This window comes from Bacteroides sp. AF29-11, assembly GCF_003602895.1.
GTDB lineage: Bacteria > Bacteroidota > Bacteroidia > Bacteroidales > Bacteroidaceae > Bacteroides > Bacteroides uniformis.
This window is the reverse complement of the sequence record NZ_QTLY01000007.1, coordinates 182,535-208,099: the sequence shown is the minus strand read 5'-3', so window position 1 is coordinate 208,099 and position 25,565 is coordinate 182,535. Positions and strand designations below refer to the sequence as shown.

Here is a 25,565-nt window from a genome sequence, read left to right as displayed (position 1 = left end):
CTTATTTACTTGATTGCGATAGAGTTTCCTTTTTAATTCAGACTCATGCAACTCAACTACGGAGTGACAAAATCAAGTTATAAAACGCAGGCACATGATAGAAAACGCCCCATATCGTCCGCTGCATTTTAGGCATCATTTCAAAATAAGATGTCTCCTTGGCATATTTGAAATTTTGCACAAAATCATCCCTAAATTTCTTCAATAGCTCTTTCTTCTTCAGTTCTTTAATTTTTCCACTCCTCTTCACGTTAGAGTATGCCCACAAGGCTGTACTGGCAGTTCGAAACGCTGGGTAGTCAGAGAAAATAGGCCAATTCTTACTTATATACGATATATAAAAATCATTAGCATAAATTGTATCAGATATTCTCCTCTCAGTAACTTCTGCACGCGAAATACTATTAGGGGCCATATATGCGTAGTAAAGAGGTTCCGTAGTGCATACATATCTCTTACACTTTCCCACCATCTGCAGCATTGTCAACGTATCTACAACCTGACGTCCTTCAGGTATATCAACTTCATCAAACCATGATTTATTGAATAACTTTACTGAAAGATTATTTGTTATATGCCTCTTCATCAAGAAATCTTCCCTTATATTCAGCTCCGAGTCTAGCACAATGACTGCTGGTTCTACCTTTAGTCTGTTTTCTATCTCGCTCTCATCAATATAGCACAAGGCCTCTCCCTGGGCTATATCAGCTCGATAGGATTCTTTGAGCTCGACCAACCGTTCAATCATCAACTCTGAGATATAGTTATCGCTATCCACAAGTGTCACATATTCTCCTATAGCTTTTTTCACTCCATTGATAATTCCACAGGCAATTCCTTTATTAACCTCGTGATGCAGAACTGCAATCTGCGGATATTTTGCAGCATACTCATCAGCTATCTTACCGCTGTTGTCCGATGACCCATCATCAACAACAACAATTTCCAAGTTCTTGTATGTCTGTTTTACAAGACTGTCCAAGCACTTACCTACCAAGTCTTCCATATTGTACAATGGAACAACTATACTTACTTTTTTATCCATACTCATTTATATATTAACTTCCAGAGTTTTGATAATCCAATAGTTATCAAGAATGCTGCTATTCCAACAATCCATTTATTCTCAACGACTTGAGCAACAAAAAACAAGATAGGGAAATGTAAGACATGTAACTCATATGACAATCCACCAAGGTTTGCGATTTTATTATTTGTAAAAATACAGTTTTTCTTAATTGACAGGCAATAGCGAATCAATGAACATGACAACAATGTCATCACGGTAAAGATTTGCATCGTAATAGGGCTTTCACCATAATTGTTTGACGTAGAGAACATGGTTATAGCCCTTACCCCCCGACATTGTTTGCCCTCATCATAGAAACCACACAAATTATAAACAGTAAAACAGCAACAATAGCAGATATATGTCCTGTCTTCAACAACGGTTTCTTTTCCTTAGTTCTTATTGCAAGAATTCCTCCAACTGAAAACGCATCAAACATTCCCCAAGGCATCGTATATGCTAATATTGCATTACCTGTTATTTGCGGTATAACACACCGATACACAATACTGAACACGAGCATACACCAGAAAATCCTCAATAACCTATCATTCTTAGTATATTCAATCACTCTTGTCCAAACTATGAATAAATAAAAATCTAATATTAGATACCCAAAATGGTAACTTGCAGGCACTCTTGTCCCAACATCACCTTTTATTGCCCAATAGAAGTTCTGAGCATATACAAAATAACTCCAAAAATCTCCTGGAACATTTTGGTTTAAAACCCAGTAATAAATGGTCAGCAATATTACTACTGTAAGATAAAACGGAGAGAGCCTTTTCCAACGCTTTATCGCAAGTGCTTTTACGTTAATATTATCTTTCTTTTCTTCAATTAGCTTCCTTGTAAAAAAAAGGAGGTGATTGACAAATAGATAGTTACCCCCATTCTATGGGGCAAAACAGCCCTGCATGATGAAATAAAAAGACTCCTATAAATAGGTAAAACTTCAAGCTATCAATATTCAGGTTCCGCATATCAAGCCGATATTTTTAATGTTCTACACCATTATCTATCTCCTACTCCAACCACCACCCACAAGGCAGTGCTACATATTTACTGTAAAACTCCAGTACTCCTCTCAGCTCCGGCTGCTTACCGAAAACTGAGTAATATGTGTTAGGAAGGTGAACACCAGATACGTAATAGCCCTTCAATCTCCACTCTTCCATAAAAACACGTTTATTTTCAGCCAACACTCCATATACCCAATAATTGGGCTTGGTTCCAGCTACAACGGAAACTGGCTTTACCTCTTTCTCATCTAATAGCACATCCCATTTTCTTGCCTGTTGTTGCTGCTTTTCAAGTAATTCATCAATTACTTCCATTTGTATACAACCCACGTAGGAATTGATTTCAGAGGGTGTGGCTCCATAACCAGGCAATGCTATATCACACAACGGGCTTATTTCCTTCATATCATCTCGGAATCGAGGACGGTCAATACCATAATCACGAACAAGCACAGCCTTATCATAAAGAGCCTTATCCTTGAATGACACAGCTCCACCATCAATGGTATTGGGCAATCTGACAGTCTGGAATGAATAGACAGTTACATCTGCACTAAGATTTCCCACTTTTTTTCCTTTGTATTCAGCCCCAAACCCCTCTATGGCATCTTCTATTACATACAGGCCATATTCTTTTGCAAGTGCCAAAACCTCATCCACATAGCCAACATAGCCGCAGAAATGATTAACCAGTATAGCCTTTGTACGTGGAGTGATCTTCTTCCTCACGTCCCCTACATCAAGCATACCGGTAGCAGGCTCAATGTCAGCCCAAATCACCTTTACATGCTGTGTGGCAAAAGGTTGGTTGGAAGCCAGACATGTCATCGGAGAACCAATTACCTCATCTTTTGGCTGCAAGCCCAACGTTGTAATTGCCAGCTGGTATGCCGCATTAAAACTATTGGTGGCAAGTATTTGGCTATTGTAAATATACTCACCTAATCTCTTTTCAAATTCATGTCCCCACTTGCCATACGCCAAAGCACCCGAATGTAGAATATAATCTAGCTTAGGTAATTTCTCAGGCATGTAGGGTTTAAACAATGGAATCATTTATTATGTGATTTTTCTTAAAACTCTTGCAGGTATACCGGCAACAACCTCACCTTCAAACACTTCTTTATTGGCAAAAGATATTGCTCCAACAAAACCATCATCATGAACATGAACACCATTGAGTGTTACAGCATTAGGAGCAAGCCAAACATTATTGTCCAATGTGGTAGAGCCCATCAACAATGAACAAGCTGTGATAAAACAGTTCTCGCCGCACTTGCAGTTATGGGCAAAATGTACGTGATTATCCAACTTTGAATAAGGACCAACCTCAGTAACTCCTTCAAATAGAGCATTGCCTACAGTCGTATTATTACCCACATAAGCATCATGACATAAATGGATTACAGCTGAGGGGTGTATATCGCAATTATCCCCTATTATTGGTATACCCACGTGCTCTGCTATATAGAGGGCATATACAATATATGCGAAGCAAGAAACGCAAGCAAATATCTGCCTCCTAACTTTTGTTGTTAATCAGCACTCGGATAGCATCATCATAGTCACCGTCACGCAGGTACTGCTTCATCTGCAAGGCAAACGGGAAAGTATATTTTATCTCGTCACGGTAGATACCCAGCTTGATGTCATACACCATCATGCGGTTGTCACCACTACCGTTCTTGATGAACTTATACAGACCCTCACCCGACTTGCGACCCAGTTTCTTCTGGTCAATCAATTTCTGCACATAGTCGGGCAGTACAAACTTCTCGTGTACATAGTCGTTCGTATTCTCATAAATATTGTCCACAATGGCTTTATGCACATCCAGCCCAGCAAAATCTGCCGTAGTGATAGGAGGCATAGTGCGACCAGTAAACGGACCAAGCAGGGCGTCAACATAGTCAATGCCACCATTATCTGCATAGCGTTCTGCATACTGCAATGCCTCATTCATTACATAGAAGCCTATGCGGTTGCCAAGGAATGCAGGCAAGTCTTTGCTCTCTCTGCAACGGTATGATGCAGCACGTTGGTCAGATAGTCCTTCAAATCTCCATACAGCGCCATATCACTATAGGGTGATGCCGTCAGCTCGCAGAGCGGAAGCTAATATGTGGATTCCGAAGAACTGCCCTCGAACATCTTCAGGATAGCATTCTGCCAGACGGGTAATTGACAGTCCGGAAGAACCAATGCCAGCAATAGCGTCTTTCCTCAACGCCTTTCCTATCTTTGTGTGGAGGTAAATCTTCAACTCCAAATTCTCCGCAGCACTCTCAAACACAAGGTCGGACTTCGATACACACTCTTCAAGCATCGAGTAGTCAGTCGGTATCAGGTGACCCACAATGCTACCTGCCTTCACTGTCTTTCCGGCCTTCAAAGCGGCCTTCTTAGACTTCTCTTTGTCACGGCTTATCATGTAAACCATGGCGTCGCCAAATGATGCAAAGATACCGGATACATTCGTATCCATTGTGCCGTTTGCGCCAACGACGGTAACTGTTTTTATCTTTAAATTCATATTCAAGTATAACGTAGTGCGCTATACTCGAATAGAATTAAAAAAGTTTATCTTTATATTCTAAGACCCCATCAACATGACAGTTAAATAACATAGTGTTTATGCTATCGTGCCCGGGTTCAAGTATCAGCGCCTGTTTGGGTATGAGCTGCCAACCGTATTTACTATAAAACTTTACTAGTTCATTTTTACAGAATAATAGTCCTAAAGTTTTTCTTTCTTTAATCAGTTCATTAACATTAAGCATAAGCATTCCCCCCCCCCCCATTCCGGGCTTGGCAGAACAAACGCAGCCCACACCCAAAAAGGATGCAAGTGAGCCGTTCAGCATACCCGTAACTGGAGAAAGTGTCATATAAGCCATATCTTTATCACCATCTTTCAGGAAGACATGTTCATCTTCATCGTGCATATTGTCCACAATCCACCTAACCTGACTCTCCAAAGAATAAGACCAACCGACGGACTTCATGGCAATAGCACGAAGAAGGTCCCTAAAGAGGATATCTCTGTGCTTAATAACTTCTAAATTCATCAAGTATTGTTTACTTAATTATCTTTTTAAAAACAGGCATAGCATACCTACTCCACAACAATGTAACTATACATGTTGCAATTAGTGCTGCTATAACCATCAAATAATCATTCTGAATAAGATGCTTTACAAAAACTTTTATCGGATAATGAAAACAGTAGAGCTCATAAGTCATACCACCTAATGCCACCAAAGGTGCTGATGATAAAATTGGATGATGGCGTGTTGTATCAATACAGAACCTTAATATCCCAACAGATAACAACGCAATGACAAAATGGATGTTTCCTGTCAGAATGTTGTGCACATATCCTCCTGAGCTATGCCACAACTGATAAGATTCTCCTATTGAACAACCTGAAAGAAATGCATTGTAAATGGTTAATCCTACAATGCCTAATATTCCCAGAGTAATCTCCAGCAACATCACGACATTGCTTTTCCCTTTCTCTTTGATGTTCAATGCCAACAAACCACCTAAAGCCCAACAGTCCAATTGTCCAATAGGTATCACATAGGATGCAGCCATATTTGCCCATTAATATGAAAGATGTTCGCCATGCTATACCAAAAATGACAGAGATCACAAAGGCTACCTTTAAGTATTTTCTCGGAACCATCCGCATGATGACCACCCACAACAGGAACAGCCATACATCCAGACCAATATACCAGAAATGACCAAGGAAACCATCAAGATCATATGTTGCATGATCAAAAAGAACCCGAAAATTCTGTAACGAAAGAATATACCAGAGAGACTCTGGGTTGACTCTACGGGTATGAGCAAATAGAACAACTGTAAAGAGAAATACTATTGTCAAATAAGCCGGATAGAGACGTTTTATTCTATGCAAAAAAACTTCACCTACGGCAATTTCGCTCTGCTCAGTTTTTAAGAACTTACTAGTAAGGAAATAGGAGGCTATGACTAAAAAGGCTTCTACTACCAACATATTTGCATCCAACGACTTACACAATGAAAGACGAAAATTCCAAGGAAGAAGAGGAATCTCAAGCCCTCAACGGCAGTGAGATTTCGGGATGACATTTTTACCAGCCTTTTTTGATTACTTCAACTATCTTTTCTCTATCTTCTTTGCTTACCCACCAGCCACAAGGAATGTGAACGAAGTGACTGTACCACTCTTCCATATTTGGCAGCTCTCGTTTTGACTCCTTGAAGATGCTATGGGTATCACTGCGATGATGTAGCTGCGAAGCGCTAATGCCGTTTTCTTCCATCATGCGACAGAAGTCATCCCTTCGCTCTACCTTCATGGTATAAAGCCAGTATGAGGGTTCTGTATTATTGTTGTACTTCACCATCTCTATTCCGGGGATACCTTTCAGCGCGTCATCATAATACTTACCATTAGCAATGTACTTGCCTATGGTTTCTTCAATATGCTTCATCTGACAGAGGCCAATGGTGGCGTTTACATTGTTCATAGCATACTTATACCCAACCTCAGTAATGTCATTCTCCAGGCGGCTCTTATCCTTGGAAAGACCGAACCAACGCAGACGCTTGGCACGCTCTAACTGTAAGCCATCTTTCATAGCCAGGAATCCTCCGTCAACAGTGGTCATGTGCTTAATGGCCTGTAGGGAGTAAATGGTGTAATCGGAATAATTTCCCACTATCTTGCCATTGTACTTGCTGCCCATTGCATGGGCAACGTCCTCGATAATGGGGATATTGAACTCCTTGGAGATTTTGTAGAACTCGTCCATGTCGCACACCATACCGGCATAATGCACCAACACAATTGCTTTGGTCTTTTCAGTAATCAGAGAGCGAACGCTATTCGGGTCAAGCAGACCGTTCTGAGGATCAACATCTCCCCAAACCACTTTAGCGCCTACCATAGCAATGGTGGTGTTGGTAGGTTCTGCGGTCATAGGAGTACTGATAACCTCGTCTCCCGCCTTAATACCCGCAAGTATATAAGCTAGATGTAATGCATCAGTTCCTGAATGGACGGAAATAATATTAGGATTGCCTATATATGCCTTAAATTTATCTTCAAAGTCATACACAGGCTGGCCTGTAGCCACATAGCCGCTATAGATTATTTCTTCAAGAGCGGGCATCAATTCCTCGCGTGGAGGAAAATAGGGTTTTACTAAAGGTATCATAGTCGTTTAACCGATTTTTATTTCCCTGCTTTCTTAGCCAACTCCGCTTCATACTCCTTCAGCTGCTCCTGAACATAATCCAGCGAGAGCAGCATCTTCTTCATTCCTTCGAGGTCAAGGCGGTGGGTATTGTCCGAGTTATACTGCTCACAATCCACACGATGACCGAAGTTATCAATATACTGGTCGTAGTTGAGGTTGCGCATGTCAGCTGGCACACGATAGAAGTCACCCATATCCTCTGCCTTTGCCATCTCCTCACTGGTACAAAGGGTCTCATACATCTTCTCTCCATGACGGGCACCAATTACCTGAATGTCGTTATCTGCATGGAAGATTTCTTTTACAGCCTGAGCCAAAATTTCAATAGTGGCAGCAGGGGCTTTCTGTACGAACAGATCGCCAGGATTGGCATGAGTGAATGCAAACACGACAAGATTGACAGCTTCGTCAAGAGACATCATAAAGCGAGTCATTTCCGGCACTGTAACGGTCATGGGCTTGCCTGTCTTAATCTGTTCGATGAATAGCGGAATAATACTTCCACGACTGCACATCACATTACCGTAACGGGTGGCACAGATTACAGTGCCACTCTCACGAGTACGGGGATCGCGGCTCTTGTTGATAGCCAGCTTCTCCATTAAAGCCTTGGTCATACCCATCGTATTGATAGGATAAGCGGCCTTGTCTGTAGAGAGTACCACTACACGCTGCACTTTATTTCGCACGGCTCCCTCCAATACATTCTCAGAACCGAAAATGTTGGTACGTACAGCCTGCATAGGATAGAACTCACAAGCTGGAACCTGCTTCAATGCAGCAGCACTGAAAACATAGTCAACGCCATGCATGGCAGCATCAATAGCATCAAAGTCGCGTACATTTCCTATTATGAAATGAACCTTTGCTGCTTCATTGGGATGCTGTGCCTGAAGGCGGTGACGCATCTCGTCCTGCTTCTTTTCATCACGCGAGAAAATACGAATCTCCTTAATATCACTCGTAAGGAACCTACGGAGAACGGCATTTCCGAAACTGCCAGTTCCGCCTGTTATCAACAAGACTTTGTCTTTAAATACACTCATATTATCAATAATTTGTATTACGATTCATCCATTTTTCATATAATCCCATAATGCATATATACAATTGGGGGCTAATACTAAAAAGCTTCAACTTGATTTTATCCTTTTTGTCGAATTGAATATATAAATTCGAATTCAACAGCTTCGGGTAATATGTACGGAAGCATTGCCTACATTCCTCCTTAATCTTCTTCAATATATTTTCCTCTATATCGTCACCAGATGTTCTGATTTTATCATACAGGAACAAAGAGTCCATAGACTTACGATACAACATATAATCTCCTAATTCAGGTGCATGTTGAGAAAAAAATGATTCTAATAGAATATTACGTTTTTTTCTATCTTCATACATTTTATCTATTCTAGCCCCCCTACTTACACTATTAGGATATTGAACGGCATTATATAGCACATCCTCAATTTGGCGAAAAACTGAAAATTTTGTAAGGACAAGAGGCATTACCTGTATATCAATACTTAGAAGATCTTGCGAGAAAGGTATATCTTCAAACAGTTTCTTTCTAAACAAGGCACTTGCCATAGTGTTGTTTACTGACTTTTCAATAAAATATGCATGGAATATCTTGCTTTTGTCAGTAATCAGAGAATTTTTCATCTTAAATTCACTTTTTAACGACCCATCTACTCCTATATAGGCAATACCACTTTGAACTATGTCTGCATTTACCTCTTTCTGTGCCTTGACCAATGTACTAAGAAGATTAGGCTCTACATAGTCATCGCTATCAACAAACGTAACGAAATCGCTTATCGAATGGTCTAACCCCTCTTTAATAGTGTATGGCAATCCTTTATTCTCTCTAGAAAAATATCTAATATTCCCATAGCGCCTAACATAATCCTTGCAGATTTCCGGTGATTTATCATTGGAACCATCATTTATTAGAATCACTTCGAAATCCTTATAATCCTGGCCTACTATTGAATCAAGACAACGGGATACAGTTATCTCCATGTTATATACAGGAACAATTACACTTACCTTCATATCGCACTTTTTATATACTATCTGGCCATTATATTTATTCTTCCTTAATATACCTGTAAGCACTCAATTTAGGGCATCCCCCTTTGAAAGGGCACATAACTGTGACCTAAACCGAGTTTTGTTAATTAATTGGTTTTGAATTTAACATTAGCTTGCAACAAACTTCTTTTTAAACAAGCTACATGAATGGTTATCAAATGGGAACATTGTGAGACGCTTAGTCTTTCACTTCCTCCCACGGATAAGGATTCTCCATCACGTTCTGAAACTCATCAACAGCTTCCTGCTGTTCGGCAGTCAGCAATGCAGCATTCCAAGAGGCAATGATGGAGTGAGCTTCATCTGCCAAAGGCTCATCGAAAACCTCTCCATAACAAGCAGTGAGCAGACGGAGCTTCAGCAAAGATGCGGGAAGAGTATCCAGAATATCCCAACAACGGTTCAGAACCTCCTGCACATGCTGCTGTTTCTCACCGTGGTCGACAAACGAGGCACTATAACCCATTAAAAGAGCGAGACATACATTGGCCTGTTCCTCCACTGTAGTGCCCCAAGTGCCGGAATTATATAAAGTTGTAGTCAAACGATAAACTTCACCATTACGACGCGACAAGTCATCACTATAAATAGGACTCCCGTCCATACCCAAATACATCAGATCGTGCGCAGCACGCTGAAGGAGGAGTGCTTCTTCTAAAAGAGACATATTATTTCAGATTTATGATTTTAGATTCTAAAGAGGAAAAAAGATACTTCGCCACATCCTACATAGTGATCGTTATTTGATCACTTCTATAAGGTCCGGATGGATGGTGGCCATGGCAACAGCAATGACACCTTGTATCTCTATAACCACACGGCGGTCACGTGCACCCTTTACTTTCAGAAAAATACCCTCCTGACCTGCAAAGTCACCACCCGTAATACGGACTCTAGTTCCTTTCGACAGATTCAACTCTTCGGGCTGGAAATAAAGCAAATGGTCGTTATAGGTTCCGGCAACGGCGATGAAGCGCTGCATCTCATGGTCGGGAATAATTATCTTCTGACCACTGCGGGTATCGGTTATATATTGCAAATAAGTAATTTGAGACTTAACACGCTGTACGTCGGAAGGACGTGCATGGACAAAAACCAGATTACGGATGACGGGAACCAAAGTACGGACTTTCTTACCCTTACGGATACTTACCTTATATTGCATGGGGACAAAACAGCCGAGGTTCTCCTTCTCGAGAAGATGCACCGCATCAAGCTCTCTGCGGTATGTGGCACGCATGGCATGCCAGACTTCAACCTCGTTATCCGTTTCCATTTTCGTTGTTTTGTTCACAGAAGAGTATTCCTCTGGGGCTTTGAACCCTCGATATATACCTGGTATCCAATCATTTGCGAGCTACTTATGTAAAATACAGCAAGCATTGTGCCCTTCTTGCCAACAGTTTTTTTGCAGTTCGTCATTACCTTCTGGTAAGAGACTATAAACGAACGGATTACAAACAAAAAGCGTTTTTTAAACGTTCGTTTAATGGACGTCAAATTTCAGGAAATGAAATAGGGAATGAGTTAATAAAAGGGAATGGAAATTTTAAATATTAAATAAGATACTTAATGTACTGAATTACTGTAGATTAAACTGAGATACGATGGGTTTTCCAAAATATTTTTATTAAACATTTTGAGGATATAAAAAACAGTCTTATCTTTGCGTCCATTAAACGAACGTTTAAAAAACACTTCCAAGTCAAAGTCATTTCCATTTATATATCAACGCATTAACCCATCATAAAGATAAAACCCAGCTTTTTATCTCCATCCTTACTCCACAAAAACAAAAAACTTGATATACCTTTGCATTTATTTTACAAACTACAGTAATTTTAATTATTAACCCAAAAACATTAGAAAATGAAGGCAAAAGAGACACTCCAAAGTAAGGAAAAAAAACAAAAAGAGACCCCCTAGAAACGAATGTAAAGCACGGCATATCAGCTCCGAAAGCGGGAGTAGGACGTCCCTCAAGTGGGGAGGTTATAGGAATACTGCCACAATATAGGAAAGAAGTCATTAAAGACATCATCCTATGGAAAAAATCAAGATACTTTATAGAAGAAAAGCCGACAAGCAACAAGGCATTGGCACAATGGGCATACTCACATTTCGACTTCAGAACGCCAGACTATAAAAGACTGTCAGAAAACACTATAATACAAGAGTTCGGTGAAGTGTGGCGGGAAATGAAGGTAGCAGGAGAGATATAGGGAATAAAACAAAAAAGGGCAGAAACTACGAAACTTATTGACAATAATTAAATATAAACAACTTAAGGAATAAACCACTTATCTTTGCCGCCACTTTGGTAAGGATGAAGCCACACCGCCTGCAGATGCCGCTTTCTCAATGAATGCGGCATCTTTTTTATATATAAGCGTACCTCCTGCCAAACTAATACAATTATTAATTTTAAAGACAACAAGATGAGAAAGTTGACAAAGCACGCCCCACTTCACGAGGCACTGAGAAACCTATGGAAAATACGTATCATGCTGGAAAAGAGCTACACGGAAACATGCGCCACATGGATGGCCCAACGGATAGAAAGCCTGATAGACCACATGCAATACGGACACGCACTCATAGCCTACCACAAGCAGGACGGGACATTTAGGCTGGCGAAAGCCACCCTACTGCCCTACAAGGCAGACTTCAGAAGAGATTATGACATCACAAGAGTGACAAGCACCATAGCCTTCTGGGACGTGGAACTGCAGGTATGGAGAACTTTCCAGCTGGAAAACTTCCTCGAATGGAGCCCCGTATGCTAACCATTAATCATTAATCACTAATCATTAAACACTAAAAACAATGGCCATGATGTATGGGGGAATGCTATATTTCCCCCTCAAAGTAAATCTATTCGAAGAGATAGCAGTGGAACTGGTGGAAGCCAAGTTCGGACTGAAAGGAACCGCAGCGGTAATGAAACTGCTGTGCAAGATACATAAGGAAAACGGATATTACCTGAAATGGAACGCGGAGCAATGCACACTGTTCACCAACAAGGCAGGAAGGGACATCAATGAACAGGAGATGCAGGGAGTCGTGGACATCCTGGTGGAGAAAGTCTTTTTCGACCCCAAAACCTATAGGGAACAAGGGGTGCTGACCTCTACCGAAATACAGAAGGTATGGCTGGAAGCCACCAAACGGAGGAAAAGAGACCTCACCACCTTGCCCTATCTGCTGGTAGAGACGGAAGAGGACAAGCCGGACAAGGACAAGACTTGTACGCAAAAACGGGAAAATTGCACGCAGGATGCAGACATTTTCCCTGAAAATGCATGCAATTCCAAACAAAGCAAAGAAAGCAAAGTAGAAGAAAGCAAAGCAAAAGAAAGTAAAGCACTTCCCCCTCTTACTCCCCCGGGGGAAAGCGGAGGAGCGCAGGGAAATCCTGATTTAGACATTCCCGGATATGCCTACAACAGGAATACGCACAACCTGGAATGCCTCATGCTGAATCTGGAAAAGCTCTACATCACCGACCGGGAGGAAATCAGGAAGATTCTGAAGTTATCGGACTACGGCAGGCTGGGAAACTACGTCTGGAAAATATTCAATGGAACAAACTGGAACAAGGTGAACAGCAAGGGAGGGTACATCATCTCGGTACTGGCAAGGGAGAAGCGGAGTACGGGAAGCTGATTCCACAGGGCACAAGCTATCAATAACATGTCATGCAGGAAATCAACAACGTGTGATACAAAAAACAAATATCGTGTCGGCAGGATATTAATTCCTTGCCGACACGATATTCATTCCTTCTTCGTCCTTAAAATTGTGACTTATAATTATGCTGATATTCAGCGCAAAACCTCTGCAATTCAATAAAAAATGGCTGGAACACAGCAAACAGTTCCTCATCGTGCTCTTCAAGGTATCGAATTGCCTTATCTACGGATATATCAATATGATGATATTCCACCATGATGTTCAAAGACTCTCTTATTCCGTTCAGAGTGGCGTATTTCCGCAAACGGTCGGTCAAGATAAAATGCCAGATGAAACGTTTGAACCGTACCGGAAGATAGCGGTAATTGATAAGGAGGGAAAGATAAAAATTCCGGGTATACTTCCTCAAGGAGCCCCCGGAGAACGACTCGAAACGGGAAGCCAGCAAATAATCGAAACAAATATCCAACAATACCCCCGAATAGCGTCCGAATTCTGGTTGAAGCCTATGCACCACCTCGCAGACAGCCGGATGATGGTCGGTATAGTCGTCAATAGCGCGGTGAAGCTGAATACCCTTGGCTATATCCGACGGATAATTCTTATAGGAGCTTCCCTTTACGGCATCGCCTACAAAATTACCCAACTGTACTTTTCTGTTCGGACCGGAAAGGAATATATGTGCCAGATAGTTCATGACAAAAGACTTACCAGCTCCTTACAAAGACGCTCCTTCACCTCTTCCATCGGCACTTCATGTCCCAGTTCTTTCTGCAAAGAAGTGACCCCCTTGTCGATGAATCCGCAGGGATTGATATAGCTGAAATAACGTAAATCGGTATTCACATTCAGTGCCAGCCCATGCATGGTAACAAAATGGCTGCTGCGCACGCCGATGGCACAAATCTTACGGGCACGGGGAGTATCGCCCTCCAGCCATACGCCCGTTGCCTTCTCCAGGCGTCCGGCAGCGATGCCAAACGAAGCACAAACGCGAATTACCGCCTCTTCCAGCAGATGCACATACTCCTTCAACCCCAAAGAAAAGTCCTCGAGGTTCAGAATAGGATAGCAGACCAACTGTCCCGGACCATGATACGTAATGTCTCCGCCACGGTCAATATGATAGAGCGTAGCCCCTATCCTGCGCAGCTGTTCTTCTCCCAGCAGCATATTCCTTTCTTTCCCACTACGCCCCAATGTATAGACATGGGGATGCTCGCAGAGCACAATATGATTGACATAACCCTCTCCTGCCTGCTTGGCATGTACAAGTGCGTCAAACCATTCCGTCTGCCGGCTCCATGCCCCGGCATAAGGAATCATGTTCCAATCTGATATTTCCAGTTTCATGCAAGCAAATATAGCACTTTTTTGAATTCACTCCCCGAATTTATCTTAAATATGTAGCATCTATTCATAAAAATACACCTTGATAATCTGATAATATCTCACGTACTTTGCAAACATTCTGATATAACTATTCACAAAAAGACAGACTTATGAAAAAAAGAATTCTAATAACGCTATTCGCAGCGTTACTGTTCAGCTTTTCCATATCTGCACAGATATTGAAGGGGCACGTATATGATGCAACGACCAATGAACCGCTTGCAGGGGCATCGGTCACCTACAAGCTGAAAGACACGCAAGGCGTAGTGACCGACATAAACGGTGCATACGAAGTACACCTGCCGGCGGGAGGTGTAGATTTGGTATTCAGCTATGTGGGATATGAGGATGTGCCAATGCCCATCGTCATCAGCAAAGGAGACATTATGCAGAAAGACGTGTACATGAAGGAAAGCACCAACCTGCTGGAAGATGTCGTGGTCTCGGCCGGACGGTTTGAACAGAAGCTGAGCGATGTGACGGTCTCCATGGATTTGATAAAGGCCAGTGACATTGCCCGCCAGGCTCCCACAGACATCACCTCGACACTGCAGACCATTCCGGGGGTGGATATCATCGACAAGCAACCCAGCATTCGAGGCGGTGGCGGCTGGACTTACAGCGTAGGTGCCCGCAGCCTGGTACTGGTAGACGGGATGAGCGTGCTCAGCCCCCAAAACGGAGTCATCAACTGGAACAGCGTACCTCTGGAAAATGTGCAGCAGGTAGAGGTCATCAAAGGAGCCTCCAGCGTGCTCTATGGTTCGTCGGCCCTGAACGGCATCATCAACATACGCACCGCACGGCCGGGACTGACCCCTCAGACCCGTTTCAGTGCCTATGTAGGAATCTATGACGACCCCGACAACAGCGATTACCAATGGAGTGACAAATCTTTCTGGAAAGAGGACAAATATCCGGTAAAGCCCTTGTTGCGCAACAGCCTTTTCAGCGGTGTACGCAATCCGCTCTACGAAGGTTTCGACCTCACCCACTCCCGCCGCATCGGTAACTTTGACGTCAGCGGCGGACTGAATCTCTTTACCGACGAGGGCTACCGCCAACAAGGTTACAACAAACGTTTCCACATCAACGGAAACCTCACCTACTATCAGCCGGATATGGGTATGAAACTGATGAACTACGGTTTCAACGTGGATTTCCTTTCCAACAAGTACGGGGATTTCTTCATCTGGCGCTCGCCCGGCGAGGCCTACCGCCCCTCTCCCTTTACTAATATGGGACGTGAGTCCAACAACTTCCGCATTGACCCTTTCTTCAACTTCACCAATCCTGAAAGAGGTACTTCACACAAAGTAAAGGGCCGTTTCTACTACAGTGCGGACAATGTGGTACGCCCTACACAATCCGCCTCCATTACGGATATTCTGGGCAACATGGGCACCGACGCACAAGTCATCCAGAACATTGCCAATGGAGACTACACAGCCCTCCAGCCACTGATGACCGGAGTTATCAAATGGCTGGGAAGCGACAAGCTGAGTGATTTGATGGACGGTGTCTTCGGCTCTCTGGACAACATATTCCCCAATGCCACCACTGCCGACTATTGCGACCTCATCTCCTGGGTAATGAGCAACGGCCTGCCGTCTGACATGGGAGGACTGCTTGAAGGGAAACTACCCAGCGACCTGGTTCCCTGGCTATCCGGTGTACTCAATCCGAAGCGCAATCAATCACCAACACGGACGGACAAGAATTACGACTATTATCTGGACTATCAGTTCAACAAGAAATGGGACGGCGGCGCACAAATCACCACGGGCCTGACTTACGAACATATCCGCACCTTCTCCGGCGAAACGGAAGAAGTACATCAAAGTGACAATGTTGCCGCCTATATGCAATACGACCAGCGCTTCTGGGACCGCCTCAGCGTATCGGCCGGTGTACGTGCCGAATACTACCGGATAGACAAGCACTACCGGGAAGCCGACACAAAGGTTTTCGGGAGCAAGATCCCTTTCCGCCCCGTGTTCCGTGCCGGGCTGAACTACCAGCTGGCCGATTACAGCTTCCTGCGTGCCAGTTTCGGCCAGGGTTACCGTAATCCCTCCATCACCGAGAAATACCTTCGCAAAGACATCGGAGGTGTAGGTGTATATCCCAACTACAACGTACGGTCGGAAAAAGGATTCAATGCCGAGCTGGGATTCAAGCAAGGGTACAAGGCAGGCAATTTACAAGGATTTGCAGATGTCGCCGCTTTCTATACCCAATACAAGGATATGGTGGAATTCCAGTTCGGCCTATTCAACAATGCGGACCTGAGCATGATAAACAGCGTTACAGACGCCATACAAATGCTGAAGGACGGCAAGGGTTTCGGCATCGGGGCACAGTTCCACAACGTGTCCAAAGCACAGATTTATGGAATGGAAATCAGTACCAACGGCATGTACACCTTCAACAAAAACGCCAAGCTGCTCTATAACCTGGGATATGTATATACCGAACCGAGGGATGCCGACTACAAGAAACGCAATGCCCTGGAGAACACCTATACCGACCCGCTTCAGATGAAGGAGAAAAGCAATGACGGCAAGTACTTGAAATACCGTCCGAAACACAGTTTCAAGGCCACGCTGGACTTTCAGTGGAAACGCATCAACATTGGTGCCAACGTAAACTGGAAAAGCAAGATGCTTGCCGTGGACTATATTATGCTGGACGAACGCAGCAAAAGTGAACCTGACCTGCTGGACTACGTGCGCGGCATCCTCTTCGGCTCGTCCAACGGGGAAACCCTGGCATCCTATTGGAAAAAGCATAATACGGACTATGCCACAGTGGACATGCGCTTCGGGGTGAAAGCCACCAAGGAAGTAGCTTTCCAGTTCATGATAAACAACCTGCTGAACAAGGAGTACAGCTATCGTCCCATGGCAGTAGGCGCGCCACGTACTTTCGTCGTAAAGATGGACGTTACATTTTAAAAAAAGAACATTTCATTTTAAAAACAGAATGTCTTCCGTTACTTTTTCCCGGAAAAGAATTACCTTTGTGCGAACTCTAAACGACAAAGCGTATGGAATTTCCTCAAGTCGACCTGCCAGTAGACATGATTGCATGGACTGAAGTAACGGAAGACATTCTAAACATATACAAACAGTCGTGCCGCCTGAAAGCATGCATCTTTGCACTTTGCATAGAAGGTTCCATCACGGTATCCATCAATCTGATGGATACGGAAATCAAGCAAGGGGATTTCATTACCCTGCTTCCCGGAACTATCATACAGTTTTACGAACAAAAGGAAAAAGTGTGCCTGGGATTCGTGGGGTTTTCTTCCCATTGCCTCAATGGAGTCAACCTCATCCAGTCTACATTAAGCTCCTTCTCCAACATACTGGAGTATCCGGTACTGGCTGTCAACCCTACCGTCGCCTCCTATTTCAAGGACTATTTTGCCTTATGGGCACGCATCACGACCGGTCCCTATCCTCCCGATACAAAAATGGCTCAAAGCACATTGAACATGCTCCTCAGCGGCATAGACAGAATGTATTGCCACCGTCCGCAGATGCAAAAAGGGAATAAGAGCCGGAAAGAGGAAATATGCCGCGAACTGGTGCAGCTCGTCATCGAAAACTATACCCGCGAACGCCGCGCGCAATTCTATGCCGACAAACTGGGCATCTCCCTGCAACACCTCAGCACCACCGTGAGGCAGGTGACCGGCAGAAATGTATTGGACATCATCGCCCACGTCGTCATCGTAGACGTAAAAGCCAAACTGAAATCAACCAATATGACCATTCAGGAGATTGCCTATTCCCTGAACTTCCCCAGTGCTTCCTTCTTTGGAAAATACTTCAAGAGGCACATGGGCATGAGTCCGCTGGAGTATAGGAACAGCTAAGAATACAGCCGTCAGAACCTGGAACTCAGACGAAGGCTGCTCAAAGCCACGGATACACAGGAAAGAGCCATGGCAGCACCTGCCAGCGCAGGACTCAGCAGGATGTCATAAACGGGATAGAGTACTCCGGCCGCGACAAAGATACCTACTGTATTATAGATGAAAGCCCAGAACAGATTCCGGTACATGAGGCTCACAGTCTGGCGAGACAACCGGAAAACTTTGGGCAACAGCAGCAGGTCTGAAGTCCTGAGAGTAATCATGGCGGTGTCCATCAACGTATCGGTCCCCTTTCCCATGGCAATGCTTACATCAGCACAGCTCAAGGCTCGCGCATCGTTCACGCCGTCACCTACCATGGCCACCGTTTTACCCTGAAGCTGCAGCTTATGGATGAAATCCTCTTTGTCGTCGGGCATGGCATCAGCCACAAAACGCATGATACCCAAACTGCCGGCCACGGAAGAAGCCGTACGCTCACCGTCTCCCGTAAGCATGCATATCTCGATGTCCTGGGTACGCAGTTCCCGGATAGCTTCCATAGAAGTCACCCGCAACTGGTCCTTGATGGCAATAACGGCAAGCAAATCGTTCTCACGCCCAAAGTAGACAATACTGTTTCCGTCCGATTCATATTGTGTCAGCATATCGGCCAGGATATCCGACAAATTGGCTTGATAATCTTTCAGCAGTTTATGGCTTCCTACCCAATATTCCGCACCTTGATAGGCCACTCTGACACCTTTTCCGGTAATGTTTTCAAAACCGTCCAGGTGGGCAGGGATAACCTGCTCCTCCCCTTCCAGGGCCGTAACGATTGCTTCTGCCAGAGGATGGTCCGAAGTAGACTCGGCAGCAAGCAGTACATCTTTATAATGCTCCTCCTGCCCTTGCGCCCACAGCCAGCCTATTACCGTAGGATGTCCTTCTGTCAAGGTCCCGGTCTTGTCGAATACCACCACATCCACATTGCGCATCTGCTCTAAAGCGGAAGTGTCCCTGATTAGGATATGATTGCGGGCAGCTTTATTAAGGCCCGCCGCCAAAGCTACTGGAGTGGCCAGCCCTACCGCACACGGACAAGCCACCACCAATACGGACAAAGCGGCAAACAGACCGTGTGACACTACATCTATGCCTCCGAAGAACACCCATATAAAAAAGGTCAGCAGGGAAATGATGAGAATGACCGGGACAAAAAGCTCGGCAACACGGTCGTCAATGCGTTGCTTCTCCGGCAGTACGCGGGCTGCGTTATACTGCCAGCCTCCCAACCGGCAGATAGCCGCCGACACATTTCGCCGGGCACGTTCCTCCATAAACTCGCCGGTCAGGGAAAAGGCGATGATGACGGCGGCAACCCCATAATAGACATGCGGTTCCAGCCCGATGCCCAGCCAATAATCCGGGAAGAAAGTGTTGAACACACTGAACAGAAAAGCCACAGAGGTGGTAAGCGCCACCAGACGGTCTATATTGTTGCGGCCCGACCGGGTTCCCTTCCAGGCACCGGCATAAAAAGGAGCGCCGAAAAACAGCAGTACCGGAATTGCCAGTACCATCTGTATTTCACGGGTATAGGGTACATGCACAAAGACTGTAGAAAACAGTATCAGTACGATGGCAAAAAGCCATGCACCGACGACGCGCAATCCCGTGCTGTGCATATCCGGCACGGGATGTGCCTTAGTAATTATATTGCTCATTCGATTTATTTTTTAGATGGTTGTTGTTCCGCTTTAATAAAGCAACAACCGGAATGAGCAGTTTGTTCAATTACTTCTTATCGTCCTGCTTGGTTTCCTTGACAAACTCCGCTTCATAATGGAACTTTTGGAAACCTTCTTTCAACTTTTCCACATTGGTCTTGTCGGCATCATACGTGATGGTTACCGTCTTTGTCTTCAGGTCTGTGTGGAAGTCCTTCAGTCCCTTCTCAAAACGGATGTTATTGTTTATCTTCCTTACACAGTTCTCACACTTCATCTGTGCTACCTTGAACACGGCTGTACGGATGTCTTTTGCCATTGCGGCAGATGCACAGAAGAGTACAACTGCCAAAGTCATTAAAAATCTTCTTGTTTTCATTGTTTCGCTATTGATTTAATAAATAATATTATATTCTCGGCAAGTTAAAACGGACACCTACATAGGCTTTTGCTCCATGCATGGGTCCCCAAACCATCGTAGCATCAAAGTTGCTTCCCCAGGGGTTGGAAGCGTCGATGATGGGGTTCTTCTGCTTGAAGTTCGTCAGATTCTCGCCACCGACGTATATAGACCAGCGGCGAAAATAACGTGTCACCTGGGCACTCAACTGCTCGAAGCCGCCATAACGCCTTTCCCACGACCAGCCGCCATTTTCCAGTTCATACGGAGCCGGCATGCGCCCGCCACCGTTCAGTTGCAAAGTTACATCAAATTGCCACAACCCCAAAGGTGTCTGATAGGAAGCCGTCAGCAAACCTTTATATTTGCTGGTAAGGGGTTTCTCCATCAGCTCTCCGTTGTAATTCGTCTTGGCATCCGTCCAACGGTAAGCCGCGGTAAAGGTGAAACCCGGGAAGAACGGATAGCTTGCCTCCACCTGCACTACCTGCGAATAGGAACGGCCGTGAAGGTTGTAAAACAGAACGGCATGCGGGTCCGTATCCATGTCTACCACCACCTGCTTGCTGAAATCCGTGTAATAGTATTCCGCATTCAGGTTCAAGGTTTTGCCGAACAAGGGAATATAGGCGGAAGTGCTTGCGCCATAGTTCCAGGCCTCATCCTGGTCAAGACGTTTGGCGATGTCTATCCGGCGGCTGCTTGCCAGCAGGTAGTTATTCTCGGCCAGCACATGGTTCGTGCGGTATCCTTTTCCTGCCGAAAGACGGAAATGTACATACTCGTTGGGATTGTACTTCACATGGAAACGCGGGGTGACGAAATAGCCGTACTCGCTGCTATGGTCGCCGCGGATGCCACCCATCAGCACCAGTTTATCGTCCCAGTTGTAGGTGTACTGCACGTAGGCGCCGGGGACGGCCTCTTTGGTGAATTTCTTCGTCAAAGGCTGTGCGGCGTCATTGTCCAGGCGGTAGTGCTGGTCGTAGGAGTCATAGTTGAAGCTCAGTCCGGCAGAAAGGCTTTGACGCTTGGTCAGTTCCGTCTCGAACAGCAAGGAGGCATAAGCGTTGTGCTGGTCCACATCGTAGATTTTCCGTCCGTACAAGGCATCCTGCTTGTGCAGGGAGCCGGAGAGAATCAATGCCAGGTTGGTATTCTTCTCCTTGTTGAATATATAGGCGTTCTTGGTGAAAGCTTCGTAGCGGTCGGTACCTATACTTATCTTATAAGGGTCTGCCAGGGACGTTTTGCCATGGCTGACTTGCCCGCTGTTGCGGTCTTCCGTAAGCACTTTGATGCCTGCTTGGAAAACGTAGCGGTCGCCCATGTATGCCCAGCGGTTCCAGAGGTTGTACTGCTCCACGCGGGGGATGTCGGCAAAGCCGTCGTCGTTGTTGTCGTGAGCTTTGGTCTCATTCTCGTAATGCGCCAGCAAAGAGGTGCTCCAGCGTTTGGAGAGTTTCACCGTGACATCGGCATTGGCTTCATAACGGTTGGTACTGCTGGCAAAGAGATTGGCGGAGAACCAGTCGGCTTCGGGCAACTGGGGTTTCTTGAATTCCACATTGATTTGTCCCGTGATGGCCTCATAGCCGTTCTTCACGGACGAACTGCCCTTGCTCACCTGAATACTCTGCATCCATGGCCCGGGTACATAACCCAGTCCGTAGGGGGCGGCAGCGCCGCGGTAGTTGGGGATATTCTCCGTCATCATCTGCACATACGTACCGGACAAGCCGAGAAGCTTGATTTGCTTGGCACCGGTGGCGGCGTCAGAGTAAGTGACGTCCACCGAGGGATTGGTCACAAAACTTTCTCCCAGGTTACAGCAGGCGGCACGGCTCAACTCGGCGCTGCTTATCATATCTTCGTTCATCACACTGTTACGCAGCTTCATGGTGCCCAACTTACGGCTGACCACATTCACCTCGCTCAGTTCCACCCCTTCGCGCAAGACAATGTCGAGCGTCTCATTGCGGTTACTGACGTGTATCGTATCGTTCTCAAAACCGATAAAGCTGACTACAAGCATATGCTTGTCATTGGGTTTGGACAAGGAGAAAGTACCGTCCGCCGAAGTGGTGGTTCCTTGAGCGGTTCCCCGCCAGAAGAGGTTGGCACCCGCAATCGGGTCGCCCAAATTATCCTTTACCGTTCCCTTTACCTGCGCCTGCAAGGCGGTGAAAGAGAACAGAAGGATGGCTATCAAACTATATTTCATTTCTGTTTTATACTTAAAGAAGTGATTAAAAAACAAACAGTTCCCTCCGGACAATTCATGTCATTGCCCCGTATAAAACAACACTAAATGAGAAGCGTGGAATAGAGCGCCAGATAATGACGCGAGCCGACGACATATGGCGGTGCCCCGAAATGCACTTCCGGAGTACAGGCCACTTGCGGCAAGGAGTAATCAAACAACGGCAGTTGCTCACAAAACAATGTAAGGGATGGCACGAACGAAGCAGACTCGTGTGCATGCTTCACGAAATCCACCTTGTAGTAGACGGCTGTACAACCGGTATCCTTGCACGTTTTTTGTGAACCACGATGTGCATGATGGCATTTGGAACAGCCGGAGGTGCAGCAACTTTGTGTCGTCTCGCATCCGGCACAGCAATACTGAACTACAGAAATCCCCACTCCGCTTATAATGATAAGGGAGGAAAAGAGTACAGCCAGTATGTAACGGAGTTCCTTCATAAGCGTTGCAAAGATAGAAAGTTTTAACCGTTTGCCGGAATTAATTTTTCCTTTTTTATGCGTGCAGTTCGTTAATAAGTTCTATATTTGTCGATAAAGTTTTTTGATTGATATGTTGATTTATAAACGAAATTCAATATGAAAAAGCAAACTGTCAGCCTACTTGTCCTTCTGCTTGCGGCAAGCGGCTTTTTCTTTTCTTGCGGTAACACCGTGAACAAAAACGCATACGCGTTGGAGTTCGACAGTATACAAGTAAACGAAACCGCACATCTCTTCGGAGACACAGCCAAGCCGGCCTGCAACCTCATCCTCAACTTTGCCTACGCCAGCCAGTCATCCGACGTAAGGCTGAAAGACAGTCTGAACACCTTCTTCCTCTCTGCCTGCTTCGGCGACAAGTACATGGCGATGACACCCGAAGAAGCTGTCAAGAAATATACGGAGAAATATGTCGGCGACTACCGCAATGACCTGGAGCCGATGTACAAGAAAGACGAGGAGGACAAGCAGGACGAGCAGAGCATAGGAGCCTGGTATTCCTATTATAAAGGAATCGAAAGCCATGTGCAGTTGTGCAATACCTTGATGCTGACCTACCGTATAGATTACAACGAATATACCGGCGGCGCACACGGCATCTATATGTCCACCTTCCTCAACCTCGACCTAAAGACCCTAAGCCCCATCCGCCTGGACGACCTCTTTGAAGGCGACTATAAGGAAGCGCTGACCGACTTGCTTTGGAAACAGCTGATGGCAGACAACAACGTCAGCACCCGCCAAGAGCTGGAGGACATGGGTTACGCCACCACCGGCGATCTGGAGCCCATCGAGAATTTCTATCTGGACCCAACGGGAATCACCTTCTATTATAATGTATATGAAATTGCCCCATACGTAATGGGAGCAACCAAAATCACGTTGTCTTATGAGGACATAGCCCATCTGATGAACGGTGAATTCATCACATTGAGCAGTGCTATAAAGGCAGACGGTGAATAGGAACTGTAATCAATTGTCTATCAACATAAAATTCACAATGGATTTAATACTCAAATATTTCCCGGACCTGACGGAAGAACAGAAACGGCAGTTTGCCGCACTCTACGACCTCTATCTGGACTGGAACTCTAAGATTAATGTCATTTCACGCAAAGATATAGAGAACTTGTACGAACACCATGTGCTGCACTCTCTGGGCATAGCCAAGGTAATCAGGTTCAGACCGGGGACACAAATTATGGACCTCGGCACGGGAGGAGGCTTTCCGGGAATCCCGCTTGCCATCCTTTTCCCCGAAGTACACTTCCATCTGGTGGACAGCATCGGAAAGAAAGTACGCGTAGCCTCCGAAATAGCCAACAGCATCGGGCTGAAAAACGTCACCTTCCGTCATGCCCGCGCAGAAGAGGAAAAAGGGAAGTTCGACTTTGTGGTGAGCCGTGCCGTGATGCCACTGACAGACCTACTGAAGATTATCCGCAAGAACATCTCCTCCAAACAGCAGAATGCATTGCCCAACGGACTGATTTGCCTCAAGGGGGGCGAATTGGGAAACGAAACCATGCCCGTCAAGAACAAGACTACGCTGTGGGACCTGAAGGAGCTCTTTGAAGAGGAGTTCTTCGAGACAAAGAAAGTAGTATATGTAGGGGGATAAATCTAAATACATAATATGAAAATAAAGAGATTTGAGTTTAATATGTTCCCGGAGAACTGTTATGTGCTTTGGGACGAAACCAATGAAGCGGTCGTCATTGACCCGGGCTGTTTTTATGAAGAAGAAAAGCAGGCCTTGAAAAACTTCATCATCAAGAATGGGCTGAATGTGAAACATCTGCTGAATACCCATCTGCATCTGGACCATATCTTCGGCAATCCTTTCATGCTGAAAGAGTTCGGATTGAAGGCCGAAGCCAACCAGGCCGATGAATTCTGGATTGACGAAGCGCCGAAACAAAGCCGCATGTTCGGCTTCCAACTGCAGGAAGCCCCCGTGCCCCTGGGCACTTACCTGCACGATGGAGACATCATCACCTTCGGCAATACGAAACTGGAAGCCATCCATGTGCCGGGACACTCGCCGGGCAGCCTGGTGTATTATTGCGCGGCAGACCACTGCATGTTCTCGGGGGATGTGCTGTTTCAAGGCAGCATCGGCCGTGCCGACCTTGCCGGCGGCAACTTCGACGAACTGATAGAGCATATTTGCAGCCGTCTGTTCATCCTGCCCAACGACACGGTTGTCTATCCCGGACACGGAGCACCGACAACCATTGGAATAGAGAAAGCGGAGAATCCGTTCTTCCGGTAAATATACAGCAAACTTTTAAATCATT

At 45.2% G+C, this 25,565-nt stretch carries 26 protein-coding genes and 1 pseudogene; 7 read left to right on the top strand and 20 right to left on the bottom strand.

The features are described 5' to 3' along the window. Window positions 1-52: 52 nt before the first annotated feature. The 14 genes and pseudogenes from DWZ03_RS13390 to DWZ03_RS13325 all read right to left on the bottom strand — a co-directional run bounded on the left by DWZ03_RS13390 (window position 53) and on the right by DWZ03_RS13325 (window position 10,716). Complete coding sequence (locus DWZ03_RS13390; RefSeq protein WP_005836369.1) at window positions 53-1,045, bottom strand: glycosyltransferase family 2 protein; 993 nt, start codon at window positions 1,043-1,045, stop codon at window positions 53-55. Window positions 1,046-1,352: 307 nt separating this feature from the next. Continuing rightward, window positions 1,353-1,820: a hypothetical protein gene (locus DWZ03_RS13380; RefSeq protein WP_034523150.1), complete on the bottom strand. Its 468-nt coding sequence runs from the start codon at window positions 1,818-1,820 to the stop codon at window positions 1,353-1,355. A gap of 274 nt (window positions 1,821-2,094) precedes the next feature. Continuing rightward, complete coding sequence (locus tag DWZ03_RS13375; protein WP_120130265.1) at window positions 2,095-3,147, bottom strand: DegT/DnrJ/EryC1/StrS family aminotransferase; 1,053 nt, start codon at window positions 3,145-3,147, stop codon at window positions 2,095-2,097. Between the two features lie 3 nt (window positions 3,148-3,150). Continuing rightward, entirely contained in the window at window positions 3,151-3,546 is a 396-nt protein-coding gene (locus tag DWZ03_RS13370) for a hypothetical protein (RefSeq protein ID WP_051013209.1), read from the bottom strand. Between the two features lie 67 nt (window positions 3,547-3,613). Next, on the bottom strand, window positions 3,614-4,093 hold the full coding sequence (locus DWZ03_RS13365) for a 3-hydroxyacyl-CoA dehydrogenase family protein (protein WP_227980181.1): 480 nt from the start codon (window positions 4,091-4,093) through the stop codon (window positions 3,614-3,616). A 78-nt stretch (window positions 4,094-4,171) separates the two neighbouring features. After that, window positions 4,172-4,624: a 3-hydroxyacyl-CoA dehydrogenase NAD-binding domain-containing protein gene (locus tag DWZ03_RS13360; RefSeq protein ID WP_005836364.1), complete on the bottom strand. Its 453-nt coding sequence runs from the start codon at window positions 4,622-4,624 to the stop codon at window positions 4,172-4,174. Window positions 4,625-4,661: 37 nt separating this feature from the next. Beyond that, the gene (locus DWZ03_RS13355) at window positions 4,662-5,159 is read right to left on the bottom strand and encodes a hypothetical protein (RefSeq protein ID WP_005836363.1); all 498 of its coding nucleotides are present in this window, start codon (window positions 5,157-5,159) and stop codon (window positions 4,662-4,664) included. A 10-nt stretch (window positions 5,160-5,169) separates the two neighbouring features. After that, window positions 5,170-5,688, bottom strand: a complete 519-nt coding sequence (locus DWZ03_RS13350) for a hypothetical protein (RefSeq protein WP_005836361.1) — start codon at window positions 5,686-5,688, stop codon at window positions 5,170-5,172. Window positions 5,689-5,710: 22 nt separating this feature from the next. Further along, window positions 5,711-6,115 (bottom strand): annotated as a pseudogene (locus DWZ03_RS20460) (acyltransferase family protein); the annotation flags it as partial. A 97-nt stretch (window positions 6,116-6,212) separates the two neighbouring features. Next, a complete protein-coding gene (locus tag DWZ03_RS13345) occupies window positions 6,213-7,301 on the bottom strand; it encodes a DegT/DnrJ/EryC1/StrS family aminotransferase (protein ID WP_005836359.1) in 1,089 nt (362 codons plus the stop codon). Between the two features lie 17 nt (window positions 7,302-7,318). Beyond that, complete coding sequence (locus DWZ03_RS13340) at window positions 7,319-8,389, bottom strand: polysaccharide biosynthesis protein (protein WP_005836357.1); 1,071 nt, start codon at window positions 8,387-8,389, stop codon at window positions 7,319-7,321. 4 nt (window positions 8,390-8,393) lie between these two features. Beyond that, window positions 8,394-9,401, bottom strand: coding sequence for a glycosyltransferase family 2 protein (locus DWZ03_RS13335; protein ID WP_005836356.1), 1,008 nt, complete (start codon window positions 9,399-9,401; stop codon window positions 8,394-8,396). Window positions 9,402-9,618: 217 nt separating this feature from the next. Beyond that, window positions 9,619-10,107 (bottom strand): UpxZ family transcription anti-terminator antagonist, encoded by a 489-nt coding sequence (locus DWZ03_RS13330; protein WP_005828187.1) that lies wholly within the window; start codon window positions 10,105-10,107, stop codon window positions 9,619-9,621. A 72-nt stretch (window positions 10,108-10,179) separates the two neighbouring features. Continuing rightward, window positions 10,180-10,716, bottom strand: a complete 537-nt coding sequence (locus DWZ03_RS13325; RefSeq protein WP_005836355.1) for a UpxY family transcription antiterminator — start codon at window positions 10,714-10,716, stop codon at window positions 10,180-10,182. A 1,162-nt stretch (window positions 10,717-11,878) separates the two neighbouring features. Here DWZ03_RS13325 and DWZ03_RS13315 point away from each other — a divergent pair. After that, a complete protein-coding gene (locus DWZ03_RS13315) occupies window positions 11,879-12,226 on the top strand; it encodes an SH3 beta-barrel fold-containing protein (protein ID WP_005836353.1) in 348 nt (115 codons plus the stop codon). 40 nt (window positions 12,227-12,266) lie between these two features. Beyond that, a complete protein-coding gene (locus DWZ03_RS13310) occupies window positions 12,267-13,106 on the top strand; it encodes a DUF4373 domain-containing protein (protein WP_034523148.1) in 840 nt (279 codons plus the stop codon). Between the two features lie 127 nt (window positions 13,107-13,233). Here the strand turns inward: DWZ03_RS13310 and DWZ03_RS13305 are convergent, their stop codons facing one another. Together DWZ03_RS13305 and lipB are read right to left on the bottom strand one after the other, a co-directional pair. Further along, on the bottom strand, window positions 13,234-13,830 hold the full coding sequence (locus DWZ03_RS13305; protein ID WP_005836350.1) for an ACP phosphodiesterase: 597 nt from the start codon (window positions 13,828-13,830) through the stop codon (window positions 13,234-13,236). Continuing rightward, window positions 13,827-14,498, bottom strand: a complete 672-nt coding sequence (lipB, locus tag DWZ03_RS13300) for a lipoyl(octanoyl) transferase LipB (RefSeq protein ID WP_227980187.1) — start codon at window positions 14,496-14,498, stop codon at window positions 13,827-13,829. The genes DWZ03_RS13305 and lipB overlap by 4 nt, the downstream gene beginning before the upstream one ends. 137 nt (window positions 14,499-14,635) lie before the next feature. Here lipB and DWZ03_RS13295 point away from each other — a divergent pair, with 137 nt between their 5' ends. Further along, complete coding sequence (locus tag DWZ03_RS13295) at window positions 14,636-17,482, top strand: TonB-dependent receptor (protein ID WP_005836346.1); 2,847 nt, start codon at window positions 14,636-14,638, stop codon at window positions 17,480-17,482. Window positions 17,483-17,574: 92 nt separating this feature from the next. After that, a complete protein-coding gene (locus DWZ03_RS13290; protein WP_005828170.1) occupies window positions 17,575-18,408 on the top strand; it encodes an AraC family transcriptional regulator in 834 nt (277 codons plus the stop codon). Window positions 18,409-18,419: 11 nt separating this feature from the next. On the opposite strand, the gene DWZ03_RS13285 is transcribed toward DWZ03_RS13290, so the two are convergent. From DWZ03_RS13285 to DWZ03_RS13270, 4 genes are all read right to left on the bottom strand, one after another. Continuing rightward, window positions 18,420-20,114, bottom strand: coding sequence for a heavy metal translocating P-type ATPase (locus DWZ03_RS13285; protein WP_120130262.1), 1,695 nt, complete (start codon window positions 20,112-20,114; stop codon window positions 18,420-18,422). A gap of 70 nt (window positions 20,115-20,184) precedes the next feature. Continuing rightward, window positions 20,185-20,496 (bottom strand): heavy-metal-associated domain-containing protein, encoded by a 312-nt coding sequence (locus DWZ03_RS13280; protein WP_035457917.1) that lies wholly within the window; start codon window positions 20,494-20,496, stop codon window positions 20,185-20,187. 28 nt (window positions 20,497-20,524) lie between these two features. After that, window positions 20,525-22,741: a TonB-dependent receptor gene (locus tag DWZ03_RS13275; protein ID WP_120130261.1), complete on the bottom strand. Its 2,217-nt coding sequence runs from the start codon at window positions 22,739-22,741 to the stop codon at window positions 20,525-20,527. 83 nt (window positions 22,742-22,824) lie between these two features. After that, the gene (locus DWZ03_RS13270; RefSeq protein ID WP_057253292.1) at window positions 22,825-23,223 is read right to left on the bottom strand and encodes a hypothetical protein; all 399 of its coding nucleotides are present in this window, start codon (window positions 23,221-23,223) and stop codon (window positions 22,825-22,827) included. Window positions 23,224-23,361: 138 nt separating this feature from the next. Between DWZ03_RS13270 and DWZ03_RS13265 the strand changes: the two genes are divergently transcribed. From DWZ03_RS13265 to DWZ03_RS13255, 3 genes are read left to right on the top strand one after another with little or no spacing between them, the layout of a single operon-like run. After that, window positions 23,362-24,228 carry a DUF3298 and DUF4163 domain-containing protein gene (locus DWZ03_RS13265; protein WP_117713429.1) on the top strand — a complete coding sequence of 289 codons (867 nt, stop codon included), beginning with the start codon at window positions 23,362-23,364 and terminating at the stop codon, window positions 24,226-24,228. Window positions 24,229-24,265: 37 nt separating this feature from the next. Further along, window positions 24,266-24,886, top strand: coding sequence for a 16S rRNA (guanine(527)-N(7))-methyltransferase RsmG (rsmG, locus tag DWZ03_RS13260; protein ID WP_120130260.1), 621 nt, complete (start codon window positions 24,266-24,268; stop codon window positions 24,884-24,886). Between the two features lie 15 nt (window positions 24,887-24,901). Beyond that, window positions 24,902-25,540 carry an MBL fold metallo-hydrolase gene (locus tag DWZ03_RS13255; protein WP_120130259.1) on the top strand — a complete coding sequence of 213 codons (639 nt, stop codon included), beginning with the start codon at window positions 24,902-24,904 and terminating at the stop codon, window positions 25,538-25,540. The last annotated feature ends 25 nt before the right edge of the window (window positions 25,541-25,565 follow it).

Bases quoted from the DNA above. Each gene is read 5' to 3' on its own strand.
- DWZ03_RS13390 (WP_005836369.1), bottom strand. From the start codon at position 1,045: ATGGATAAAAAAGTAAGTATAGTTGTTCCATTGTACAATATGGAAGAC.
- DWZ03_RS13375 (WP_120130265.1), bottom strand. From the start codon at position 3,147: ATGATTCCATTGTTTAAACCCTACATGCCTGAGAAATTACCTAAGCTA.
- DWZ03_RS13360 (WP_005836364.1), bottom strand. From the start codon at position 4,624: ATGAATTTAAAGATAAAAACAGTTACCGTCGTTGGCGCAAACGGCACA.
- DWZ03_RS13355 (WP_005836363.1), bottom strand. From the start codon at position 5,159: ATGAATTTAGAAGTTATTAAGCACAGAGATATCCTCTTTAGGGACCTT.
- DWZ03_RS13350 (WP_005836361.1), bottom strand. From the start codon at position 5,688: ATGGCTGCATCCTATGTGATACCTATTGGACAATTGGACTGTTGGGCT.
- DWZ03_RS13345 (WP_005836359.1), bottom strand. From the start codon at position 7,301: ATGATACCTTTAGTAAAACCCTATTTTCCTCCACGCGAGGAATTGATG.
- DWZ03_RS13340 (WP_005836357.1), bottom strand. From the start codon at position 8,389: ATGAGTGTATTTAAAGACAAAGTCTTGTTGATAACAGGCGGAACTGGC.
- DWZ03_RS13335 (WP_005836356.1), bottom strand. From the start codon at position 9,401: ATGAAGGTAAGTGTAATTGTTCCTGTATATAACATGGAGATAACTGTA.
- DWZ03_RS13330 (WP_005828187.1), bottom strand. From the start codon at position 10,107: ATGTCTCTTTTAGAAGAAGCACTCCTCCTTCAGCGTGCTGCGCACGAT.
- DWZ03_RS13325 (WP_005836355.1), bottom strand. From the start codon at position 10,716: ATGGAAACGGATAACGAGGTTGAAGTCTGGCATGCCATGCGTGCCACA.
- DWZ03_RS13315 (WP_005836353.1), top strand. From the start codon at position 11,879: ATGAGAAAGTTGACAAAGCACGCCCCACTTCACGAGGCACTGAGAAAC.
- DWZ03_RS13310 (WP_034523148.1), top strand. From the start codon at position 12,267: ATGGCCATGATGTATGGGGGAATGCTATATTTCCCCCTCAAAGTAAAT.
- DWZ03_RS13305 (WP_005836350.1), bottom strand. From the start codon at position 13,830: ATGAACTATCTGGCACATATATTCCTTTCCGGTCCGAACAGAAAAGTA.
- DWZ03_RS13295 (WP_005836346.1), top strand. From the start codon at position 14,636: ATGAAAAAAAGAATTCTAATAACGCTATTCGCAGCGTTACTGTTCAGC.
- DWZ03_RS13290 (WP_005828170.1), top strand. From the start codon at position 17,575: ATGGAATTTCCTCAAGTCGACCTGCCAGTAGACATGATTGCATGGACT.
- DWZ03_RS13285 (WP_120130262.1), bottom strand. From the start codon at position 20,114: ATGAGCAATATAATTACTAAGGCACATCCCGTGCCGGATATGCACAGC.
- DWZ03_RS13280 (WP_035457917.1), bottom strand. From the start codon at position 20,496: ATGAAAACAAGAAGATTTTTAATGACTTTGGCAGTTGTACTCTTCTGT.
- DWZ03_RS13275 (WP_120130261.1), bottom strand. From the start codon at position 22,741: ATGAAATATAGTTTGATAGCCATCCTTCTGTTCTCTTTCACCGCCTTG.
- DWZ03_RS13270 (WP_057253292.1), bottom strand. From the start codon at position 23,223: ATGAAGGAACTCCGTTACATACTGGCTGTACTCTTTTCCTCCCTTATC.
- DWZ03_RS13265 (WP_117713429.1), top strand. From the start codon at position 23,362: ATGAAAAAGCAAACTGTCAGCCTACTTGTCCTTCTGCTTGCGGCAAGC.
- rsmG (WP_120130260.1), top strand. From the start codon at position 24,266: ATGGATTTAATACTCAAATATTTCCCGGACCTGACGGAAGAACAGAAA.
- DWZ03_RS13255 (WP_120130259.1), top strand. From the start codon at position 24,902: ATGAAAATAAAGAGATTTGAGTTTAATATGTTCCCGGAGAACTGTTAT.